The organism is Mycobacterium sp. PSTR-4-N, assembly GCF_022348085.1.
In the GTDB taxonomy this organism is placed as follows: domain Bacteria; phylum Actinomycetota; class Actinomycetes; order Mycobacteriales; family Mycobacteriaceae; genus Mycobacterium.
The window spans coordinates 448,478-468,736 of sequence record NZ_JAKRFN010000001.1 but is presented as its reverse complement, the minus strand read 5'-3'; the positions used below and the strand labels follow the sequence as shown (position 1 = coordinate 468,736).

The 20,259-nt window shown below is 67.6% G+C and carries 20 protein-coding genes; 15 read left to right on the top strand and 5 right to left on the bottom strand.

Translation table 11 applies throughout. The features are described from left to right. The first annotated feature begins 17 nt into the window (after positions 1-17). The gene (locus MHN84_RS02260) at positions 18-743 is read left to right on the top strand and encodes an RNA polymerase sigma factor SigF (protein WP_255729738.1); all 726 of its coding nucleotides are present in this window, start codon (positions 18-20) and stop codon (positions 741-743) included. On the opposite strand, the gene MHN84_RS02255 is transcribed toward MHN84_RS02260, so the two are convergent. Next, positions 714-1,136 (bottom strand): STAS domain-containing protein, encoded by a 423-nt coding sequence (locus MHN84_RS02255; RefSeq protein ID WP_241202997.1) that lies wholly within the window; start codon positions 1,134-1,136, stop codon positions 714-716. The two genes, MHN84_RS02260 and MHN84_RS02255, sit on opposite strands and share 30 nt — an antisense overlap. A 277-nt stretch (positions 1,137-1,413) precedes the next feature. Between MHN84_RS02255 and MHN84_RS02250 the strand changes: the two genes are divergently transcribed. The 4 genes from MHN84_RS02250 (at position 1,414) to MHN84_RS02235 (ending at position 5,637) form a co-directional block, all read left to right on the top strand. Then, positions 1,414-1,941, top strand: a complete 528-nt coding sequence (locus tag MHN84_RS02250) for a nucleotidyltransferase family protein (protein ID WP_308192901.1) — start codon at positions 1,414-1,416, stop codon at positions 1,939-1,941. Positions 1,942-2,054: 113 nt separating this feature from the next. Continuing rightward, entirely contained in the window at positions 2,055-2,300 is a 246-nt protein-coding gene (locus MHN84_RS02245; RefSeq protein ID WP_241202996.1) for a hypothetical protein, read from the top strand. A 305-nt stretch (positions 2,301-2,605) separates the two neighbouring features. Further along, positions 2,606-4,144, top strand: a complete 1,539-nt coding sequence (locus MHN84_RS02240) for an Ig-like domain-containing protein (protein WP_241202995.1) — start codon at positions 2,606-2,608, stop codon at positions 4,142-4,144. A 2-nt stretch (positions 4,145-4,146) separates the two neighbouring features. Further along, the gene (locus tag MHN84_RS02235) at positions 4,147-5,637 is read left to right on the top strand and encodes an Ig-like domain-containing protein (RefSeq protein ID WP_241202994.1); all 1,491 of its coding nucleotides are present in this window, start codon (positions 4,147-4,149) and stop codon (positions 5,635-5,637) included. Here the strand turns inward: MHN84_RS02235 and MHN84_RS02230 are convergent. From MHN84_RS02230 to MHN84_RS02215, 4 genes are all read right to left on the bottom strand, one after another. After that, positions 5,630-5,947 carry a hypothetical protein gene (locus tag MHN84_RS02230; protein WP_241202993.1) on the bottom strand — a complete coding sequence of 106 codons (318 nt, stop codon included), beginning with the start codon at positions 5,945-5,947 and terminating at the stop codon, positions 5,630-5,632. The genes MHN84_RS02235 and MHN84_RS02230 overlap by 8 nt on opposite strands. Before the next feature lie 87 nt (positions 5,948-6,034). Beyond that, positions 6,035-7,834: a biotin carboxylase N-terminal domain-containing protein gene (locus MHN84_RS02225; RefSeq protein ID WP_241202992.1), complete on the bottom strand. Its 1,800-nt coding sequence runs from the start codon at positions 7,832-7,834 to the stop codon at positions 6,035-6,037. A gap of 123 nt (positions 7,835-7,957) precedes the next feature. Then, positions 7,958-8,536, bottom strand: a complete 579-nt coding sequence (locus tag MHN84_RS02220) for a TetR/AcrR family transcriptional regulator (protein WP_241202991.1) — start codon at positions 8,534-8,536, stop codon at positions 7,958-7,960. A 55-nt stretch (positions 8,537-8,591) separates the two neighbouring features. Continuing rightward, complete coding sequence (locus MHN84_RS02215; RefSeq protein ID WP_241202990.1) at positions 8,592-9,371, bottom strand: DeoR/GlpR family DNA-binding transcription regulator; 780 nt, start codon at positions 9,369-9,371, stop codon at positions 8,592-8,594. Between the two features lie 127 nt (positions 9,372-9,498). On the opposite strand from MHN84_RS02215, the gene MHN84_RS02210 reads away from it, so the two are divergent. Genes MHN84_RS02210 through MHN84_RS02165 form a run of 10 tightly spaced genes read left to right on the top strand, consistent with a single transcriptional unit; the run spans position 9,499 to position 20,255 of the window. Next, positions 9,499-10,371 (top strand): class II fructose-bisphosphate aldolase, encoded by an 873-nt coding sequence (locus MHN84_RS02210; RefSeq protein WP_241202989.1) that lies wholly within the window; start codon positions 9,499-9,501, stop codon positions 10,369-10,371. After that, complete coding sequence (locus MHN84_RS02205; RefSeq protein WP_241202988.1) at positions 10,368-11,693, top strand: D-tagatose-bisphosphate aldolase, class II, non-catalytic subunit; 1,326 nt, start codon at positions 10,368-10,370, stop codon at positions 11,691-11,693. Before MHN84_RS02210 ends, MHN84_RS02205 begins: the two co-directional genes overlap by 4 nt. Further along, on the top strand, positions 11,690-12,823 hold the full coding sequence (locus MHN84_RS02200; protein WP_241202987.1) for an SIS domain-containing protein: 1,134 nt from the start codon (positions 11,690-11,692) through the stop codon (positions 12,821-12,823). Before MHN84_RS02205 ends, MHN84_RS02200 begins: the two co-directional genes overlap by 4 nt. Then, a complete protein-coding gene (locus MHN84_RS02195; protein ID WP_241202986.1) occupies positions 12,823-13,818 on the top strand; it encodes an N-acetylglucosamine kinase in 996 nt (331 codons plus the stop codon). Before MHN84_RS02200 ends, MHN84_RS02195 begins: the two co-directional genes overlap by 1 nt. Beyond that, complete coding sequence (locus MHN84_RS02190) at positions 13,815-14,768, top strand: DMT family transporter (protein ID WP_241202985.1); 954 nt, start codon at positions 13,815-13,817, stop codon at positions 14,766-14,768. Before MHN84_RS02195 ends, MHN84_RS02190 begins: the two co-directional genes overlap by 4 nt. Continuing rightward, entirely contained in the window at positions 14,765-16,069 is a 1,305-nt protein-coding gene (locus MHN84_RS02185; RefSeq protein WP_241202984.1) for an alpha-glucosidase/alpha-galactosidase, read from the top strand. Before MHN84_RS02190 ends, MHN84_RS02185 begins: the two co-directional genes overlap by 4 nt. Before the next feature lie 12 nt (positions 16,070-16,081). After that, positions 16,082-17,362, top strand: coding sequence for an extracellular solute-binding protein (locus MHN84_RS02180; protein WP_241202983.1), 1,281 nt, complete (start codon positions 16,082-16,084; stop codon positions 17,360-17,362). Positions 17,363-17,366: 4 nt separating this feature from the next. Next, positions 17,367-18,323 carry a carbohydrate ABC transporter permease gene (locus tag MHN84_RS02175; protein ID WP_241202982.1) on the top strand — a complete coding sequence of 319 codons (957 nt, stop codon included), beginning with the start codon at positions 17,367-17,369 and terminating at the stop codon, positions 18,321-18,323. Then, positions 18,320-19,186, top strand: coding sequence for a carbohydrate ABC transporter permease (locus tag MHN84_RS02170; protein ID WP_374238294.1), 867 nt, complete (start codon positions 18,320-18,322; stop codon positions 19,184-19,186). The genes MHN84_RS02175 and MHN84_RS02170 overlap by 4 nt, the downstream gene beginning before the upstream one ends. A gap of 4 nt (positions 19,187-19,190) precedes the next feature. After that, the gene (locus MHN84_RS02165; protein WP_241202980.1) at positions 19,191-20,255 is read left to right on the top strand and encodes an ABC transporter ATP-binding protein; all 1,065 of its coding nucleotides are present in this window, start codon (positions 19,191-19,193) and stop codon (positions 20,253-20,255) included. Positions 20,256-20,259: the final 4 nt, after the last annotated feature.

Genomic DNA, 20,259 nt, shown 5'->3' with positions numbered 1-20,259 from the left:
ATGCGGACGTGGTCGCCATGTTCCGGAAGCTGGAAGGGCTCGAGCAGGGGTCGACGGCGTTCCAGCGTCAGCGCGACGCGATCGTCGAACGCTGCCTGCCGTTGGCCGATCACATCGCGCGCCGATTCGACGGGCGCGGGGAGCCCCGCGACGACCTGGTGCAGGTCGCCCGGGTGGGCCTGGTCAACGCGGTGATCCGGTTCGACGTCAACGCCGGCTCGGACTTCGTGTCGTTCGCGGTGCCCACCATCATGGGCGAGGTTCGCCGGCACTTCCGGGACAACAGCTGGTCGGTGAAGGTCCCCCGCCGGCTCAAGGAACTGCATCTACGGCTCGGCGCTGCCACCGCGGACCTCTCGCAACGTCTCGGTCGCGCGCCGACGGCCACGGAGTTGGCCGCCGAGCTGGAGATGGACCGCGACGAGGTCATCGAGGGTCTGGTGGCCGGTAGCTCGTACAACACCCTGTCGATCGACAGCGGCGGGAGCGGCAGCAACGAGGATGCTCCGGCGATCGCCGACACCCTCGGTGACTTCGACATGTCACTCGACCAGATCGAGAACCGCGAGGCGCTGCGCCCGCTGCTCGACGCCCTGCCCGAGCGGGAACGCACGGTCCTGGTGCTGCGGTTCTTCGAGTCGATGACCCAGACACAGATCGCCGAGCGCGTGGGCATCTCGCAGATGCATGTGTCCCGGCTGTTGGCGAAGTCGCTAACGCGGTTGCGAGACCAGCTTCAATAGTCGCGGAGGGTCGCTGTGCACGGTGGTCAGTGCATTGGCGATGTCGACGCATATCGGCAGCGTGGAGTCCGGATCGCAGAGCCGCAGCAGCCGGTCGACGGCGAGGCTCGGGATCAGCGCCCATCGGATGTTCTCGCCGGCGCACTGCACATTGAGTGTGTGCAGGGCCGAGAATCCCGCGGTGGCGAAAAAGCTCAAGCCGCTGAGGTCGATGACCAGCCATTGCGTCTGCTTCGCATCCCGCAGGGCGTAGGAGACGAACGCATTGCCGTTCGCGGCGTCGAGCTCACCTGATGCGGAGACGACGGCGGTCGACGGTTGCGGGCGACGGGTCTGGAACTCGGCGGGGTGACACACGTAGGTGTCGACCGTCGTGTCGGGCGCTTCAGCCATTGTCGGCTCCATCAGTCGAAATGGAATTCGGTCTGTGGTCGCGCCAAGGGGGCCGAGATGCAAGAAGCCTGCGCGGGAATTGCACACCCGCGTGACGATGACGTGTCCTCAAAAACGAGCTGGTCAGTCAACCCGTGATCTCGACCATACGCCGACGCGGTGATCTTGGACAATGACTTTCAGGAGATGTTCACAATTGCCGCTCGCGCGGATGTCAAAATTGCCACAGCATTAGAGGTGTGTCGTCAAAGTGTCTGTCCTGCAGCAACATTCAGATGTGGGTGTGGTCCTCGCCGCCGGTGCGGGCACGCGCTTCGGCATGCCCAAGGTGCTCGCTGACACTGGCCGGTGGTTGGCGTCGGCAGTGGCGGCTCTGCGCAGAGGCGGATGTGGTGACGTCGTCGTGGTCCTCGGTGCAGCCGTCGACGAGGTGACGATCCCTCCTGTGGCGCGGGCCGTCGTCGCCGACGACTGGGCCGACGGACTCAGCGCATCGGTGCGTGCCGGTGTGCGCGCGCTCGGTGAGAGCATCGACCGCGCGGTGTTCCTGCCGGTCGACACGCCCGACGTCACCGCCGGTGCGGTGCGGCGGGTGCGCGACGCCGCGCGAGACACCGGAGTGGCGCGCGCGATCTACGCGGGCAGGCCGGGACATCCGGTGGTGATCGCCCGCCGGCACTGGCCGGCGCTCCTCGACACGCTGGCCGGGGACGAGGGCGCCGCGCCGTTCTTGCGCTCCCGTGACGACGTCGTCGCCGTCGAGTGCGCCGATCTGTGCTCGGGCGTCGACATCGACAGCCGATGATGTCCGCCGATCGGGGGACATGGCGATCCACCGGCATATCGCCTGATCACGGGACAGACGGGAGGCGCGCGACGGGCGAGAGTTGAGTCATCACCTCAACCAAGGAGCCCCACATGAACCGCATCGCCCGCATCATCGCCCTGCCCCTGCTGTCGGCCGGAATCATCGGCGGCGCCGCGCTCGGCCTGGCCGGGCCGGCCAGTGCCGCGATGACCGTCAACGACGACGGCAGCATGGTCGCGACCCCCGACACCGTCGCGCAGCCGTGGGTCGGCTGGCCGCGGGTGGGCTACGGCTACTACTACTGGCCCCAGCAGGGCTTCTCGACGCCCAGCTGGTCGATCCAGCAGAGCCACTGACGTCCCCCCGGCGAGCAGACGCGGACTCGAGTGTTTCGGGGCCCAATTCACTCCAGTTCGCGTCTGCTCGCGAGAAGAGCCGATGGTAACCGGATTTGCTGTACGCTCCGACTGTCTATTGACGAACCTGTCAAGATTTCGCGATTCATGACGCACTTGTATTTGCCGTGCCTATGAACGCTTTGCAGCATCAGCTGCCATTTAGCAATGTTGTCAACCTCATTCGATAACCCCGTGGAACTCTGTACGTCAGCTAACTGTTTGCTGTACAGTCCATCGCACATCGGGATGAGGGGGGTTTGTCAGTGAGTGCTGTCAGTGCCAGTGTGCGGCTGGGTTTGGCGTCGGCGGGGGTGGGTGCGGGGCTCCTGGGCTTCGCGCTGTTGGGGCCCGAGATCGGATCGGCGGCGGCCGACTCCGGTGAGACATCGGTGTCCGCGTCGGCCGGTGATTCGGCGGGACCGTCGGCGAAAGCCGAACGCCGGGAACGGATCGCCGAACGCCGGAATGCGGCGCAGCGCGCTCGCGGTGAACGGGCGGCGCGGCGGGCCGAAGTGCAGCAGGAGCGTGCGGATCGCGTGGCCGACAAGATCGACGACTGGGCGTCCGACGCGCAGGCCAGAATCGACTCCCGCCCCCTGAGCGATGCCAAGAAAGACCGACTCGAGCAGCGGTTGACGAACGTGCGCCATACGTTCTTCAACCAGGCGCCGACCGTTGCACCCGTGCAGGTCAGCGGTGTGGTGGAGGGTCCCATCACCGGTACGGTCGGCGCCTCCGACGCCGACGGCGATGCCATCAAGTACCGGGTGGCGAAACGGCCCAGGACCGGTGTCGTGACGCTGAACCCGGATGGCACCTACGCCTACACACCGGGCAAGAGGTTCAACGGCGTCGACTCCTTCGTCGTGAACGTGCGCGACGTCGGACCCAACGTCAACCTCTTCAGCTGGCTGGGCGGCGTGACCAGGGCGCAGGTGCTGATCAACCACGGCGCCGTCACATTCGAGTTCCACTACAAGGTGGGTGCGGAGCACTGGACCCCGGACCGGCAGGCCGCCCTCGAGCGCGTCGCCGACAACATCACCGAGTATCTGCGGGTGTATGCGCCGGTGACTTTGGTCTACCGGGTCGACGGCGCCGAGGATCCGGAGGCCACCTGGCTCGCGGCCGCCTCCAGCGGCCTGACCAGCGATGATCCCGGCTTCTGGCCGACCATCGTGCAGAACAAGCTCATCACCGGCGTCGATGCGAACGGCAGCAAGGCCGACGGCTACATCGAGTGGAACTTCGGTTTCCCGACCGCCATCGGCGACGTCGTCACCGGTGACGACTACGACTTCACCAGCATCGTCATGCATGAGCTGATGCACTCGTTCGGTTTCAACGGCGCGGTCGGCGCGCCGGGAAGCAACGGTGATCGCCGCAGCTGGTCGACGTGGGATCAGCTGCTGGTCGACGCTGACGGAACGACGTTGATCTCGGCCGATTTCACCTGGCGCGAGACCTCGGACGGCTACCTGCTCGGCGCCGACGGCGGTGTGAAATTCGGTGGTGCCCACGCGGTCGATGCGTACGGCAAACCGGTGCCCGTGTATTCGCCGAGCACCTGGAGTTCCGGCAGCTCGGTCTATCACCTCGACACCGACACGTTCACCGGCGACAACTTCCAGCTGATGAATCACAGAATCAAGGCCAAGGGCGACCTCGGTGTACGTGAGCTCAGTGCGATCGAAATTGGAATCCTGCGCGATCTCGGCTACACGGTCGTGCCGCCGACCCACTCCATGGCAGCACTGGGCTTCGTGGTGCTGCTGTGGCGTCGACGCGCGAAGAAGGCCTGACCGTGGCGACCAGGAGTGAGCAGTTCGCGGTGCGGCGCTGGTTGACGCTCGGTGCCGCGTCGGCGGGCATGGGTGCGGCGTTGTGGGGTCTGTCGTTGACGGGCCCGCAGGTCGGGGTGGCGTCGGCGGACACCGAGACGTCGGTGTCGGCGCCTGCGGGTGAGTCGGCGGGACCGTCGAAGCCGGCACATCTGACCAGGGCCGAGAGGGTCGAGAAGGCCGAGGCTCGGCGGCAGCGCGTGACCGAGAAGCGTCGCGCTGCCCATGCCGACGACACCGACGAGCCCACCGTCACCCCGAGAGAACGTCGGCAGCAGCGAGCCGCCGAGGCGATCAACCAAATGACCGCCGCCGCGCTGGAACGGATCGATGACCGGCCGATCAGCGACGCCCGCAAGGAGCGGTTGGAGAAGTCGTTGGCGACGACACGTCGCGCGTTCTTCAACCAGGCGCCGACGGTGAACCCGGTTCAGGTCACCGGCGTCATGGACGGACCGATCAGCGGCACCGTCGGCGCGGAGGACCCCGACGGGGACCGGCTGCGGTACCGGCTGGTCACAGGTCCGTCGACGGGATCGGTGACGATCAACAAGGACGGTTCCTACACCTACACGCCGGGCGAGGGCTTCACCGGTGTCGACACGTTCGTCGTCGCCGCCAGAGACCTCGGCCTGCACGTGAACCTGCTCAACTGGTTCCGGCCTGCCGCCACCCGCGCCGAATCGGTGATCAATCACCGGGCCATCACCTACGACTTCACCTGGATCGGCGACGAGTGGACGCCGGATCGCAAAGCGGCATTCCAGCGGGCGGCCGACTACATCGCCGGGTTCTTCGTGGTGAGAACGCCGGTCGTACTCAAATACGAGCTGACGGCGATCAACGATCCCGACTACTTGGTGAACGCGGATACATTGGCGGCCTTCACCGAACCTCCCGGCTTCCTGCAGACGTCCATCCAGCACGAGATCCTCACCGGCGTCGACGTGGAGAACGGTGCCGTCCAGGCGTTCATGAACTGGAACTTCGCCTGGGAATGGGCAACGGGTGACGTGATCGCCGATGACGAGTACGACTTCCAGAACACCGCACGGCACGAGCTCCTTCACTCGTACGGCATCTACGACCTGGCCGGTTCCGATCTGGGTTTTTGGTCGGTCTACGACCGGTTCTTGACCACCGCGGACGGGACGTCGCTGTTCGGTCCGGACGGCAAACTGCGCCCCGACGCGAAGGACTACCTCAACGGACTCAACGGAGGCGTCTACTTCGGTGGTCCCCACGCGATCGCCGCGTACGGCAAGCCGATCCCGCTCTCGAAGCAGGGGTCGCCGTCGCACCTGGACCGGTTCGTGTTCTCCGGCGATGACTTCAAGCTGATGAACGACAAGAGCCCCGGGCCAGGGTGGCACAACGTGCGCTTCATCAGCCCGATCGAGTACGCGATGCTGCAGGACATCGGATTCACCCTGCGCCCTCAGCCGCTCAGCTGAGCATCGCCTCGGCGAAGCGGGCCACCGCGTCGGCCCCTGTCTGCGCTGCTTGCTCGTGGCCCGGCCGCGCGCGGGTGGCGACGGCATGGGTGGTCGGGTCGAGGGTCACTTCGGCGAGCAGTTCACCGGTCGTCGGCTCGCACACCGCCCAGGTGAACAGGGTCTCCGAATCCCACTGCGCCGCAACCTGATCGACGTACTCGGCCCGCTGCTCGCCGAGGTCGGCGAGCGCGGGCCGGTCATCGACCCGGTCGTCGGCCCGTAGCGCGCGCAGGTACCAGGCGCCGGCGTTGATCTCGACGGGCTCCATGCGCTCAGTGATCAGTCGACGAGCGCGCGCTCATGCACACGGCACGCCGCGCGAAGGTGTACAGACGCGCGCGCTCGCCGAACGGGGTCACTCGCCCTTGAGCTCGCAGAGGACGGTGCCCTGGGTGATCGCAGCACCCGGCTCGACGGCCAGGCCGGTCACGACACCGTCCTTGTGGGCGGTCACCGGGTTCTCCATCTTCATGGCCTCGAGCACGGCGATCAGGTCGCCGGCAGAAACGTTCTGGCCCTCTTCGACGGCGACCTTGACCACGGTGCCCTGCATCGGCGCGGTCACCGAGTCGCCCGACGCGGCCGCTCCGCCGCCACCGCCACGCTTGCGCGGCTTCGGCTTCTTGCGGATGGCACCCGACGGCGACGCTCCGCCGTTGCCGAGTGCGAGATCGCCGGGCAGCGACACCTCGAGGCGGCGGCCGCCGACCTCGACGACGACGGTCTGCCGCGGCAGCGTGTCCTCTTCGGAGATCGGGTCGCCACCGGTAAACGGCTCGACGGTGTTGTTCCACTCGGTCTCGATCCACCGGGTGTGCACGTCGAACTTCGTGCCGTCACCGATGAACGCCGGATCGGACACCACGGCGCGGTGGAACGGGATGACGGTCGCGAGGCCCTCGACATGGAACTCGGCCAGGGCGCGGCGGGAACGCTCGAGCGCCTCCTCACGGGTGGCGCCGGTGACGATCAGCTTCGACAGCATCGAGTCGAACTGGCCGCCGATCACCGAGCCGGCCTCGACACCGGAGTCCAGGCGCACGCCCGGGCCGGTGGGGATGTCGTAGCGGGTGACGGGACCGGGCGCGGGCAGGAAGCCGCGGCCGGCGTCCTCGCCGTTGATCCGGAACTCGAACGAGTGCCCGCGCGGAGTGGGGTCCTCGGTGATGTCCAGAGCTTCGCCGTTGGCGATCTTGAACTGCTGACGCACCAGGTCCAGGCCGGAGGTCTCCTCGGTGACGGGGTGTTCCACCTGCAGGCGGGTGTTGACCTCGAGGAAGCTGATCAGCCCGTCCTGGCCGACGAGGTATTCGACGGTGCCTGCGCCGTAGTAACCGGCTTCCTTGCAGATGCGCTTGGCCGACTCGTGGATCTCCTTGCGCTGCGCGTCGGTCAGGAACGGCGCGGGCGCCTCCTCGACGAGCTTCTGGAAGCGGCGCTGCAGCGAGCAGTCGCGGGTGCCGGCGACGACGACGTTGCCGTGCTGATCGGCGATCACCTGGGCCTCGACGTGGCGCGGTTTGTCGAGGTAGCGCTCGACGAAGCACTCGCCGCGGCCGAATGCGGCGACGGCCTCGCGCGTGGCCGAGTCGAACAGCTCGGGGATCTCTTCGAGGGTGCGGGCCACCTTCATGCCGCGGCCGCCGCCGCCGAACGCGGCCTTGATCGCGATCGGCAGGCCGTGCTCCTTGGCGAACGCCAGGATCTCGTCGGCGTCCTTGACCGGATCGGGGGTGCCGGGCACCAGGGGCGCCTGCGCCCGGGCGGCGATGTGGCGGGCCGTCACCTTGTCACCGAGGTCGCGGATGGACTGCGGGCTGGGCCCGATCCAGATCAGGCCCGCATCGAGCACGGCCTGGGCGAACTCGGCGTTCTCGGAGAGGAAGCCGTAGCCGGGGTGCACGGCGTTCGCACCGGACTTCGCGGCGGCGTCGAGCAGCTTCTCGATCACCAGGTAGGACTCCGCGGAGGTCTGCCCGCCGAGCGCGAAAGCTTCGTCGGCCAGCCGCACGTGCGGGGCATCGGCGTCGGGCTCGGCGTACACCGCCACGCTCTCGAGTCCGGCGTCCTTGCATGCTCGGATCACCCGGACGGCGATTTCTCCGCGGTTGGCGACGAGCACCTTGGAGATCTTTGAGCTGGCGTGAGTGGCCACTGCGCCTCCTGATGGCATGTCATTTCTAAGAGCGTCTTAAAGAATGTATCCCGAGGGAGTTTAAGCGCCGCAATCTGAGTCTCGGCGAGCCGGTCCCTTACCCGCCAGTAACCCGCAACGGATTCACGGGGCGAGCGTGGACTCGAGGATGTCCAGTGCTTCAGCAAGCGCCTCTTCGGGCAGCGGATCGCCGTGGGAGACCGCCATCAACACCCCGATGATCGCGCCGGCGATGACGCGTCGTTCGGGACATCCCACCGAGGACCCCAGTCGATACTTCAGCGCATCGGTCATCAGCTCGATCAGCAGCGTGTACTCGGCGTAGAGCACGCCGCGGGCCTCCGGAAGGGAGTAGAGCATGTGCTGCGCGACGATGGTGTCGTGCCGCTCGTCCTCGCTCAGGCCGGCGAAGTACTCGTCGACGGCGTGCCGGTAGGCGGCGACCGGAGACAGCTCGGCGGGGGCGTCGCGGAACGCGGCCATGACCGGTTCGGCCTGGTCGCAGATCAGGACGGCTTCCTTGGTGGGGAAGTAGCGGTAGAACGTGCGGGCTGAGACATCGGCCGCCGAGGCGATCTGCTCGACGGTGGTGTCGGCGAAGCCGTGCTGTTCGAACAGGTGGATCGCCGCCCGCCGGATGGCTCGCTGCGTGGCGACCTTCTTGCGGTGACGTAGACCCCGCGCCGGCTCGGAGGTCGACATCTGATCAGTGTGACTCTTCGCTTCGCGGATGTCTGCCGCTCCTGCGAACGATCCGTCACTCCGCGTCGACCACGTGCACGCGCACGCCTGCGGCGGCGATGCGGTCGAGTTGGTCGCGGTCGGCGGTCGAGTCGGTGACGAGGTGGTGGATCTGGGCCGGCGCGACCATTTTGGCCAGCGTGATGTTGCCGATCTTGGACCCGTCCACCGCGACGACGACGCGCTGGGCGTTGGACGCCATTGCGATCGCGGTGCGGGCCTCGGCCTCGTCGTAGGTGGTGGCGCCGATCTCGGCGGACATCCCGTCGGCGCCCAGCACGGCGGTGCCGACGGTGATCACCTGAAACGCGTGCTCGGACATCGGGCCGACGGCCTCGAGGGAGTTCGCGCGCACCAGGCCACCGGTCGCGATCACCTTTATGTGGGCGTCGACGGCGCAGTCTGCGGCGATGGTCAGCGAATTGGTGACGACGGTGATGTGCGGACGACCCTTGAGCGCGCGGGCCACCTCGCCGCAGGTGACGCCACCGGTGAGCGCGACGGCCTGCGGGCCGGGCGGGATGAGGGCGGCGGCGTGCTGGGCGATGCGGCGTTTGATCGCGACCATGCGGTGGTCGCGCAGCCGCACCGGGATCTCGCTGCCGCTCGGATCGAGGGCGCGGGCGCCCCCGTGCGTGCGCACCAGCAGACCCTGCTCCTCGAGCTCGGCCAGGTCACGACGCAGCGTGGCGGGGGAGACGCGCAGTTCGCTGCACAGCACCGTCGCCGCGACCTCGCCGCGATCCCGCAGAACGGACAAGACCTTGCGCATGCGGTCGGTGCGCTTGATCGACATCGCCGTCCTCCTCCGTGAGCTCCCGCTCAGTTTTACTGATCGTTTGACCACTTGGCATTGCGCGCTATGAGCGAGCTTCCCACACTGGAGTGATGTACGGCACACATCTGGCGAAGGTGGTCACCGCGTGACGCTGACGCCCAGCTCAGAACTCCTCGCCGCGGCGGTCGAAAAGCGTTGCGCGGTAATGGCTTTCAATGCCATCACCATCGAGCATGCGGAAGGTATCGCGGCCGGTGTCGAGCGGGCGGGTGCGGTCGCGCTGATCCAGATCAGCGAGAACACCGTGCGATTCCACGGCGGAGCGCTCGCGCCGATCACCGCCGCCTGCGCGCAGATCGCCGCGGCGTCCGCGGCGCCGCTGGCCCTGCATCTCGACCACATCCAGGATTCCGCGTTGCTCGACGAGGCGATCACCGCCGCACCCGCCCTCGGGGTAACCTCGGTGATGATCGATGCGGCACATCTCGACGCTGACGAGAACGTCGGTCAGACAGCCGCTTTCGTCGAGCGAGCGCATTCGGCCGGTCTGTACGTGGAGGCCGAACTCGGTCAGGTGGGCGGCAAGGACGGTCGCGTGCTCGGCGCCCACGAGCCCGGCGCCCGCACCGATCCCGCCGAGGCGGCGGACTTCGCTGAGCGGACGGGCGTGGACGCGCTGGCGGTGGCCGTGGGCAGCTCGCACGCGATGACCACCCGCGACGCCCAGCTCGACATGGCGCTGATCCGCGACATCACCGCCGCGGTGTCGATTCCCCTTGTGCTGCACGGTTCCTCCGGCGTGTCCGACGAGAACCTGAGCAGTGCGGTGGACGCCGGGATCCGCAAGGTCAACGTCGGCACCGCGCTCAACATCGCCTTCACCGGCGCGGTGCGCAGCGTCATGGAATCCGATGCCGCACTGACCGATCCGCGTAAGTATCTGGTTCCGGCCCGCGAGGCAGTGGCCGAGACGGTGGCGCATCTGTGCCGCGTGGTCACGGGGGTGCAGGCGCGATGACGGGGACGCAGATGCTGCGGCGGACCGACTGGCTCGCCGCCATGGTGGATCGGCACAAGGGTGGGGAGCCGGTCGGGGTGTACTCGGTGTGCTCCGCGCATCCCACCGTGTTGGAGGCCGCGATCGTGCAGGCGGCCGCCGACGGCGGGTTCGTGCTCATCGAAGCGACGTCCAACCAGGTCGACCAGTTCGGCGGCTATACGGGTATGCGGCCCGCCGACTTTCGCGATCTGGTGTTCGGCATCGTCGACGCGCAGGGCTTCGCCCGCGACCGCGTGGTGCTGGGCGGAGATCACCTCGGCCCGAATCGGTGGCAGCGCGAGAACGCCTCCGTCGCGATGGACAACGCGGAGACGCTGATCGCGGCGTACGTGGCGGCCGGCTACCGCAAGATCCACCTGGACTGCAGCATGCGCTGCGCCGACGATCCCGCCGTGCTCTCCGACGAGATGGTCGCCGAACGCAGCGCGCGGCTCCTCGCCGTCGCGGAAAAGGCCGCACAGCAGGCAGGTGTCGACGCGCCGGTGTACGTGATCGGCACCGAGGTGCCTGTTCCCGGTGGCGCCCACGAGACGCTGGACCGGCTGACCCCGACGCCCGCCGACGCGGCACGTGCCACGCTGGCCGCGCACCGCAGCGCGTTCGCCGCCGTCGGTCACGACGACGTGTGGCCGCGGGTGATGGCGCTGGTCGTGCAGCCCGGCGTCGAATTCGACCATCTCCAGGTCATCGACTACGAGCACGCCGCCACCGCCGAGCTGCGGCGCGTCCTCGACGACGAGGACCACCTGGTGTTCGAGGCGCACTCCACCGATTACCAACGGCCCCAACAGCTGCGCGAACTCGTCGAAGACCACTGGGCCGTCCTCAAAGTCGGGCCGGGGCTGACGTTCGCGATGCGCGAGGCGCTGTTCGCGCTGGCGATGATCGAGACCGAGCTTATGCCCCGGCCGTCGCGGTCGAACCTCATCGAGGTCATCGAACGGCGCATGCTCGCGGAGCCGAAGTACTGGCAGGACTACTACGACGGCGATCCCGTCGCGCAGCGCACCGCCCGGCGTTACAGCTACAGCGACCGGCTGCGCTACTACTGGGCCGACGAGGAGGTCGACGCCGCGCGGCGCACGCTGCTGGCCAACCTCGACCGCGTCGGTATCCCGCTGCCCCTGATCAGTCAGTTCCTACCCGTGCAGTACGAGCGCATCCGCGCCGGCCTGCTCGACCACGACGCCGCGGCCCTGGTGGTCGACCGCGTCCGCGATGCGCTGCGGCCCTACGCCGCCGCGTGCCGCGCCGACAACACCGGAGGTAGCCCAGAATGACCCAGACGTCTGTGCCCGACCAGAAAGACGGCGGCGCAACCATTCTCGAGATCGGCCAGCAGCCCGACGCTTGGCGGGAGGTCGCCGGCCGGTCCGACGAGCATGCCGAGGCCTTCGTGCGGGATCTGCTGGCCCGCCCGGACCTGAGGATCATCCTCACCGGCGCCGGGAGTTCGGCGTTCGCCGGCGAGATCGCCGCGCCGCTGCTGCGCCGCCATCTGCATCACCGCGTGGAGCCGATCGCCACCACGAGCATCGTCGCCAGCCCGCTCGATCACCTCGAGCCCGAAACCCCCACACTGCTGGTGTCGTTCGCGCGCAGCGGCAACAGTCCGGAGAGCCTTGCCACCACCGCGCTGGCCGATCAGCTGGTCGACCAAGTGTGGCATCTGGTGCTCACCTGCGATCGCGACGGCAAGCTGGGCCGCGCCCACGCCGACCGCACGGACTCGCTGGTGGTGTACATGCCCGACCGCACCAACGATTCCGGCTTCGCGATGACGTCGAGCCTGACCTCGATGCTGCTCACCTGCCTGTTGATGTTCGGCCCGGTTGCCCCGAACCAGGTCGAGGCGCTGTCCCGCGCCGCCGAACACGTTGCCGGCCTGCAGGACGACATCCGAGCGCTGGCCCGGACCAAGAAGCAGCGCTTCGTGTACCTGGGCAGCGGACCACTGGAGGGGTTGGCGCGCGAATCAGCGCTCAAGCTCCTGGAATTGACCGCCGGTGAGGTGGTCACCTACTTCGACTCGCCGCTGGGCTTCCGGCACGGCCCCAAATCGGTGCTCGACGCGGACACCCTGGCCGTGGTCTACGTGTCCACCGATCCCTACACGCGCCGCTACGACCTCGACATCATCGCCGAGTTGCGCAGCCAGCTCGGCGCCGACGCGGTCCGCGTGATCAGCGCTGTCCCGCTCCCCGACGAATACGGCACGGCGGTGGTGCTCCCCGGCCTCGCCGAGCTGCCGGATGCACTGGTCGCCCTGCCGTATCTGGTCTTCGGGCAGTACCTGGCGCTGTTCACGTCGTTGGAGTACGGCAAGACGCCGGACAATCCGTTCCCGTCCGGGGAAGTGAGCCGCGTGGTGCGCGGTGTCACGATCTATCCGATGGTCGGAGCCCGGTGATGGCGCGCTATCTCGGTGTCGACGGCGGCGGTTCGAAGACGGCGTTCGCGCTGATCGACGACGCCGGCCACGTGCTGGCCCGCGCCACCGCGCCCACCTCGTACTATTTCAACGACGGCTTCGACGTCGTGGAACGTGTTCTGCAACAGGGCATCACCGACATCTGCTCGCAGGCCGGTATCGACACCGCCGGTATCGACGCCGCATTCTTCGGCCTACCCGGTTACGGCGAGGCCAGCGGTGACATCGCGGCGCTCGACGCCGTACCCGCCGGGGTCCTCGGCCACGATCGGTACAGCTGCGACAACGACATGGTGTGCGGCTGGGCCGGTTCGCTCGGCGGCGAGGACGGCATCAATGTGATCAGCGGTACCGGATCGATGACGTACGGCGAGCGCCAGGGCGTCGGCTACCGTGTCGGCGGCTGGGGCGAGCTGTTCGGCGACGAGGGCTCGGCCTACTGGGTGGCCACCCGCGGCCTCAACGCCTTCAGCCGGATGAGCGACGGTCGCCTGCCGCGTGGTCCGCTCTACGACCTACTCAAGCAGCGTCTCGAGATCGCCGGTGACCTCGACGCCGTCAGCCTGGTCATCGACACGTGGAAGGGTAGCCGCGGCTCCATCGCCGCGTTGGCCACCACCGTCTGTCAGGCCGCGCAGAAGGGTGACACCGCTGCGTCGCAGATCGTCGCCGATGCCGTCGCCGAACTCGTCACGCTCGTCGAAACCACCCGCACGCTCGTCGGTTTCACCGACGGCGAGACAGTGCCGGTGTCCTACTCCGGTGGCATGTTCTCCGACACGGGTCTCTTGGACGGCTTCACGTCCGCCATGCACGCCCTGCCCGCCGCCTACGACCTGCGGCAGCCACTGCTCGACCCGGCAGTGGGGGCAGCTCTCTACGCCGCCAAGCACAGCGGACACCCGCTGAGCGCCGCGTCGGTCAAGCAACTGGCCGATGCCGCAACCACATCCGAGAAGGTGACAACACCATGACCGACACAACCACCTCTGGTAAAGGCACCCGCAGCTGGATCTTCTACGCCGCCCTGCTGATCCTGTTCTGGGGCGTGTGGGGCGCATTCTCCGCGCTGCCGGCGACCTGGTACGGCTACCCGGACGAGATGATCTACATCATCTGGGCGCTGACCATGATCATCCCTGCCGCGTTCGCGCTCAGAGGCGAGACGTTCGACCGCCGTAAAGAAGCCACGATCTACGGTCTGCTGATCGGGCTGACCGGTGCGGGTGGTCAGCTGTTGCTCTTCCAGGCCCTGACCATGGGCCCGGCCTATCTGATCTTCCCGATCGTGTCGATCTCACCGGCGATCACCGTGCTGATGGCGATGGCGTTGCTGCGCGAGCGCATCCGCGGGCTGGCGATCGTCGGGCTGATCTGCGCCCTGGCGGCGATCGTGCTGTTCAGCATCACCAGCGGCGACTCGGACGCCTCCTCGGGTCCCTGGCTGCTGCTGGCAATCCTGATCTGCGTGGCCTGGGGCGTGCAGGCGTACTTCATGCGCAAGACCGCCACGCTGGGCGTCAACGAGGCCACCACGTTCGGCTGGATGGCGATCTCCGGAATCGTGCTCATCCCGGTCGCGATCCTGTCCATGGGCGGGCTGCCCCTCGACTTCCCCTGGCAGGCACCGGCGTTGACCGCCGGCACCCAGGTGCTCAACGCCGTCGGCGCGCTGTTCCTGGTGATGGCGCTGGCCCGCGGCAAGGCCACCATCGTGGCACCCACCACCAACGCGCTGGCCCCGGCCCTGACCATCGTGGTGTCGCTGATCGCCTACCAGACCCTGCCCACCCCCTACGGGGCCATAGGCATCGTGCTGGCGCTGGTGGGTTCGACGCTCATGGTCTACGCCGACGAAAAGCGCGGCGAGGAGCCGGCCGCAGCCCTGCGCGATCCGTCCGTCGACAAGGCGCCGCGCCGATGAAACCGACGATCACCATCATTGGTGCCGGCAGCGTCGAGTTCACCCGTGAGCTCCTGGGCGACATCCTGTCGTTCCCCGAACTCGGCTCGGTGCGCGTGGTGCTGCACGACATCGACGACGAACGGTTGGAGACCGCCGAGGCCATCACCCGGGCCACCGCCCGGGCGGCCGGCGCGAGCCCCGAGGTGGTGTCCACCACCGACCGGCGCCGCGCCCTCGACGGCGCCGACTACGTGATCAACACGATCGCGGTCGGCGGACACGAGGCGACGGTGCGCGACTTCGAGATCCCCGCCCGCTACGGCCTGAACCAGACGATCGCGGACACCATCGGCGTCGGCGGCATCTTCCGCGGACTGCGGACGTTCCCGGTGCTGGCCGGCATCGCCGCCGACATGGCCGAGATGTGCCCGGACGCCTGGCTGCTCAACTACACCAACCCGATGGCGATGAACGTCACCTATCTGCACCGGGTCGCGCCGACGCTGAAGGTGCTCGGCCTGTGCCATTCGGTGTACTGGACGATGGTCGGCCTCTGCGAGGTCATCGACGTGCCCTACGACGAGGTGTCCTACTGGTCGGCCGGCGTCAACCACCAGGCGTGGGTGCTGCGCTGGGAGCGCGGTGGCCAGAATCTCTACCCGCTGCTCGATGAGCGCATCGCCGCCGATCCGGAACTGCAGCGCCGCGTGCGGGTCGACATGTACCGCCGGCTGGGGTACTACCCGACCGAAACCAGCGAGCACAGCAGTGAATACGTGCCGTGGTACCTGCACAACCCCGGCGAGGTCGAGCGGTTGCGGCTCAACATCGGCGAGTACGTCGGGATCAGCGAGGCCAACCTCGCCGAATACCGCCGCCTGCGCGCCGAATTGGCCGACACCGACGCGCTGCCGATCGACACCGGGTCCACCGAGTACGCCCCGCAGGTCATCCACTCGCTGGAAACCGGCACACCGCGCGTCATCTCGGCCAACGTCGTCAACGCCGGCCTGATCACCAATTTGCCCGACGGGTTGGCCGTCGAGGTTCCGACACTGCTCGATTCCCTCGGTGCGCATCCGATGGCTGTGGGCGACTTGCCGGCCCAGTGTGCCGCGCTGAACCGGAACTTCCTCGGTCCGGTCGAGCTGACGGTGCGTGCCGCCGTCGAGGGCGACCCCGGGCTCGTGCGTGCCGCGGCGATGGTCGACCCGAACACCGCCGCGTCGCTGAGCGTCGACAAGATCGCCGAGCTGTGCGACGAACTGACCGCCGCCCACGCAGATCTTCTGCCCGAACCGTTGCGAACCCACCACTAAGGAGTGTCCACCGTGATCAGACGCCGCCTCTGCATCGCACTGCTCGCCGTCATCGCGCTCGTCCTCGCCGGGTGCGGGGGCGGGGGTTCGTCGTCGTCGGGCCCCACCGAGATCGCGGTGTGGCACGGCTACCAGGACACAGAGGGCGAGGTGTTCAAAAACCTGATCGCGCAGTACAACAAGGATCATCCCGATGTGAAGGTCAACCAGTTGTACTCGAGCAACGATCTGGTGCTGCAGAAGGTGCTGACCGCGGTCCGCGGCGGTAGCGCACCCGATGTGGCGTACATGTTCGGCTCGTGGTCGCCCAACATCGCCCAGATCCCTCAGGTGGTCGACATGGCCGACGAGGTGAAGAAGCCGGACTGGCAGTGGGACGACTTCTATCCCGCCGAGCGCGAAGCCGCCACGGTCGGCGAGAAGGTGGTCGGCGTGCCGGCGTTGGTGGACAACCTCGCGATCGTCTACAACAAGAAGCTGTTCGCCGACGCGGGTGTCGCGCCGCCCAGCCCCGACTGGACGTGGGACGACTTCCGCGCCGCCGCAGCCAAACTCACCGATCCCAGCAAGGGCCAGTACGGCTGGCTGATCCCTGCCGACGGCAGCGAGGACACCGTCTGGCACTACATCCCGATGCTGTGGGAGGCCGGCGGCGACATCCTGTCGCCGGACAACGAGAAGGCCGTGTTCAACTCCGAGGCCGGCGTCAAGGCGCTCACCGTGCTGCAGCAGATGGCCGTCCAGGACAAGTCCCTGTATCTGGACACCACCAACGAGAACGGCCCCAAGTTGATGAACAGCGGCAAGGTCGCGATGCTCGTCACCGGCCCGTGGGATCTCAGCCAGCTCACCGACATCGACTACGACGTGCAGGTGATGCCGACCTTCGCGGGATCGAACGGTGGTCACCAGACCATCGCGGGCCCGGACAACTGGGTGGTGTTCGACAACGGCGACAAGAAGAAGCAGGCCGCTGTCGACTTCGTGAAGTGGCTGTCGGCGCCCGAACAGGTCAAGGCGTTCTCGCTGGGCACCGGTGACCTGCCGATCCGGCAGTCGGTCGGCAAGGACCAAGAGGTGCTCGACAAACTGAACCAGAACGTCCCGGGCACAGCCGCGTTCGTGGAGAATCTGAACAACGTGAAGAAGGTCCGGCCCACCGTCGAGCAGTACCCCGACGTCTCCGACGCGCTGGGGCAGGCGATCGTCGCCGTCATGCTCGGTAAGCAGCAGCCCGCCGATGCCCTGAATGCGGCCGCGCAGGCCGCGGACGCGAAGCTGGCCGAGAAGTAGCTCGATGGTGACCACGGACGCCGGTTCCGATGCCGGGGTGGCGGCACCGCCCGCGCCGCCACCCACCCGGCCACGGCGCCGGTGGCGGCCGCGGGGCACCGACGGGCTGACCGGGTGGGCGCTCGTCACGCCGGCGATGGTGCTGATCGGGGTCTTCGGTCTGCTACCGGTGCTGATGTCCCTGCAGCTGTCGTTCCAGCGCTCGGATCTGTTGACGCCGGAGACACCCTGGGTGGGCTTCGACAACTACCGCAAGATGGCCGACGACCCGGTGTTCCTCGACGCGATCAAACACACCATCATCTACACGGCGTTGTTCGTCCCCGGCACGATGATCGTCGGGCTGCTCGTCGCCGCGGCGATGAACCGCACGGTGCGGTTCATCTCGGTGTACCGGACGGCGGCCTACATCACGATGGCGGTGTCGACGATCAGCCAGGGCATCATCTTCCTCTGGCTCACCGACCGGGACTACGGGTTGGTCAACGCCGCGCTCAACGCGGTCGGGGTGCCGTCGCAGCCATTCCTGGCCTCGCCGTCGCAGGCGATCTACGTGATCGTCGCGATGACGATCTGGGGTTGGACGGGCTTCTCGGTGATCGTGTATCTGGCTGCGCTGCAGGGTGTCCCAGCTGAGCTGCACGAGGCGGCCGCCATCGACGGGGCGAGCGCGTTCACCCGGTTCCGCACCATCACGGTGCCGCTGCTGGGCCCGGCGAATCTCTTCCTGCTGGTGTGGCTGACCATCAACGCACTGCAGTTGTTCGACGAGGTGTACGCCACCACCCGCGGCGGCCCGCTGCGGGCGACCACGGTGATCGTCTACTACCTGTGGGACCAGGCGTTCGTGCACTTCGACGCCGGCTATGCCGCGGCGATGGCCTACGCGCTGTTCGTCGTCATCCTGATCGTCACGGCCGTGCAGTTTCGGCTGTCTCGCAGATTCGCGCACCACCCATGACGGCCGTGACCACGACTCCGACCCGCAGGCGGCTGCCGTTCAGCCCGTGGCACCTGGTGCTGATCCCGTTGAGCTTCCTGCTCATCGTGCCGCTGCTGTGGATGCTCATCACCTCACTGGAGACCGAGGGGGAGGCCAACCACTTTCCGCCGGTGCTGTTTCCGGCCAGTCCGCGGTTCGCGAACTACACCGAGGCGTGGGCGCAGGCCCCGTTCGGGCACTTCTTCCTCAACAGCCTCACGGTGACCGCGGTGGTTCTGATCAGCAACCTCGTGGTGTGCAGCCTCGCGGGGTACGCGTTCGCCCGCATCCGGTTCCTCGGCCGCGGAGCGCTGTTCGTGACGTTGATGGCGACCCTGATGGTGCCGTTCCAGGTGACGATGATCCCGGTGTTCCTGATCGTCAAGTGGTTCGGCGACAACGTGTGGGAAGGCCTGGGCATCGACCACATCGGCGCGCTGATGCTGCCGAACCTCGCGACCGCGTTCGGGATCTTCTTCCTGCGCCAGTTCTTCCAGACCGTGCCGGTCGAACTCGAGGAGGCGGCCCGCGTCGACGGCACGTCGCGGTTGGGTGTGTTGTTCAAGATCGTGCTGCCGCTGTCGATGCCGGCGATGTCGACGCTGGCCGCATTGACCGTGCTGACGTCGTGGAACGATTTCCTGTGGCCGCTGATCGTCATCACCAGCCAGGACCAGATGACGATCCCGTTGGGGCTCAGTTACTTCCAGGGGGCACATCACGTGCAATGGCCGCTGTTGATGGCGGCCAACGTGATGAGCCTGTTGCCGATGCTGCTGGTGTTCGTCGTCGCGCAGCGGTATTTCGTGCAGTCGGTCGCCAGTACCGGAATCAAGGGGTAGGACGTTGGCAGAGGTCGAGTTTCGCAATGTGTCCCGGCGCTACGCCGGCGGTGTCGCCGCGCTGAAGGACCTGAGTCTGACGGTGGCCGACGGCGAGTTCCTGATCCTGGTGGGCCCGTCGGGCTGCGGCAAGAGCACGGCGCTGCGGTTGCTGGCCGGTCTGGACAAGCCCAGTGACGGCGAGATCCGCATCGGCGGGCACGTGGTCAACGGGCTGGGCCCGGGGCAGCGGGACATCGCGATGGTGTTCCAGAACTATGCGCTGTATCCGCACATGACCGTGTACAAGAACCTGGCCTACGGGCTCAAACAGCGCAAGACCCCGCGCACCGAGATCGAGCGGCGGGTCCGCGAGACGGCGGAACTGCTGCAGATCGGGGAATTGTTGAATCGCAAGCCCGGTCAGCTCTCCGGCGGGCAGCGCCAACGGGTGGCGATGGGGCGGGCGCTGGTGCGGGAGCCGCAGGCGTTCCTGCTCGACGAGCCGCTGTCGAATCTGGATGCCAAGCTGCGCAACCAGGTTCGCGGCGACCTGAAGCGGCTGCACCGCGAGGTGCCGGTGACGTCGGTGTACGTCACCCACGATCAGGTGGAGGCGATGACGCTGGGGGACCGGCTGTGCGTGATGTCGGCCGGGGAGGTGCAGCAGATCGGCAGCACCGACGACGTGTACCACCGGCCGGCGAACACATTCGTCGCCGCGTTCATGGGCAGCCCGCCGATGAATCTGCTGCGCGGTGAGGTGCGCTCGGGCCGGCTGCAGCTCGGCGGTGCGGAGCTGTCGTCGGTGCCGTGCGCCGACGGCCCGGTGACGGTCGGGGTGCGGCCGGAACATCTGCAGCTGGGCGGTGCCCAGGCCGACGGTGCGGTGCCGGCGCGGGTCGATTTCGTCGAGCCGCTGGGCAGCCACACCTTGGTGACGGCGGTGGTGGACACCCCGGAGCCGACGCGGGTGATCGCGCAGGCGCCGGCGGGTGAGTCATACGACGCGGGCGCGTCGATCGGGTTGATCGTTCCCCGGGAGAAGACGTACCTGTTCGATGCCGAGACCGGAAAAGCGTTGCGCTAGAGCG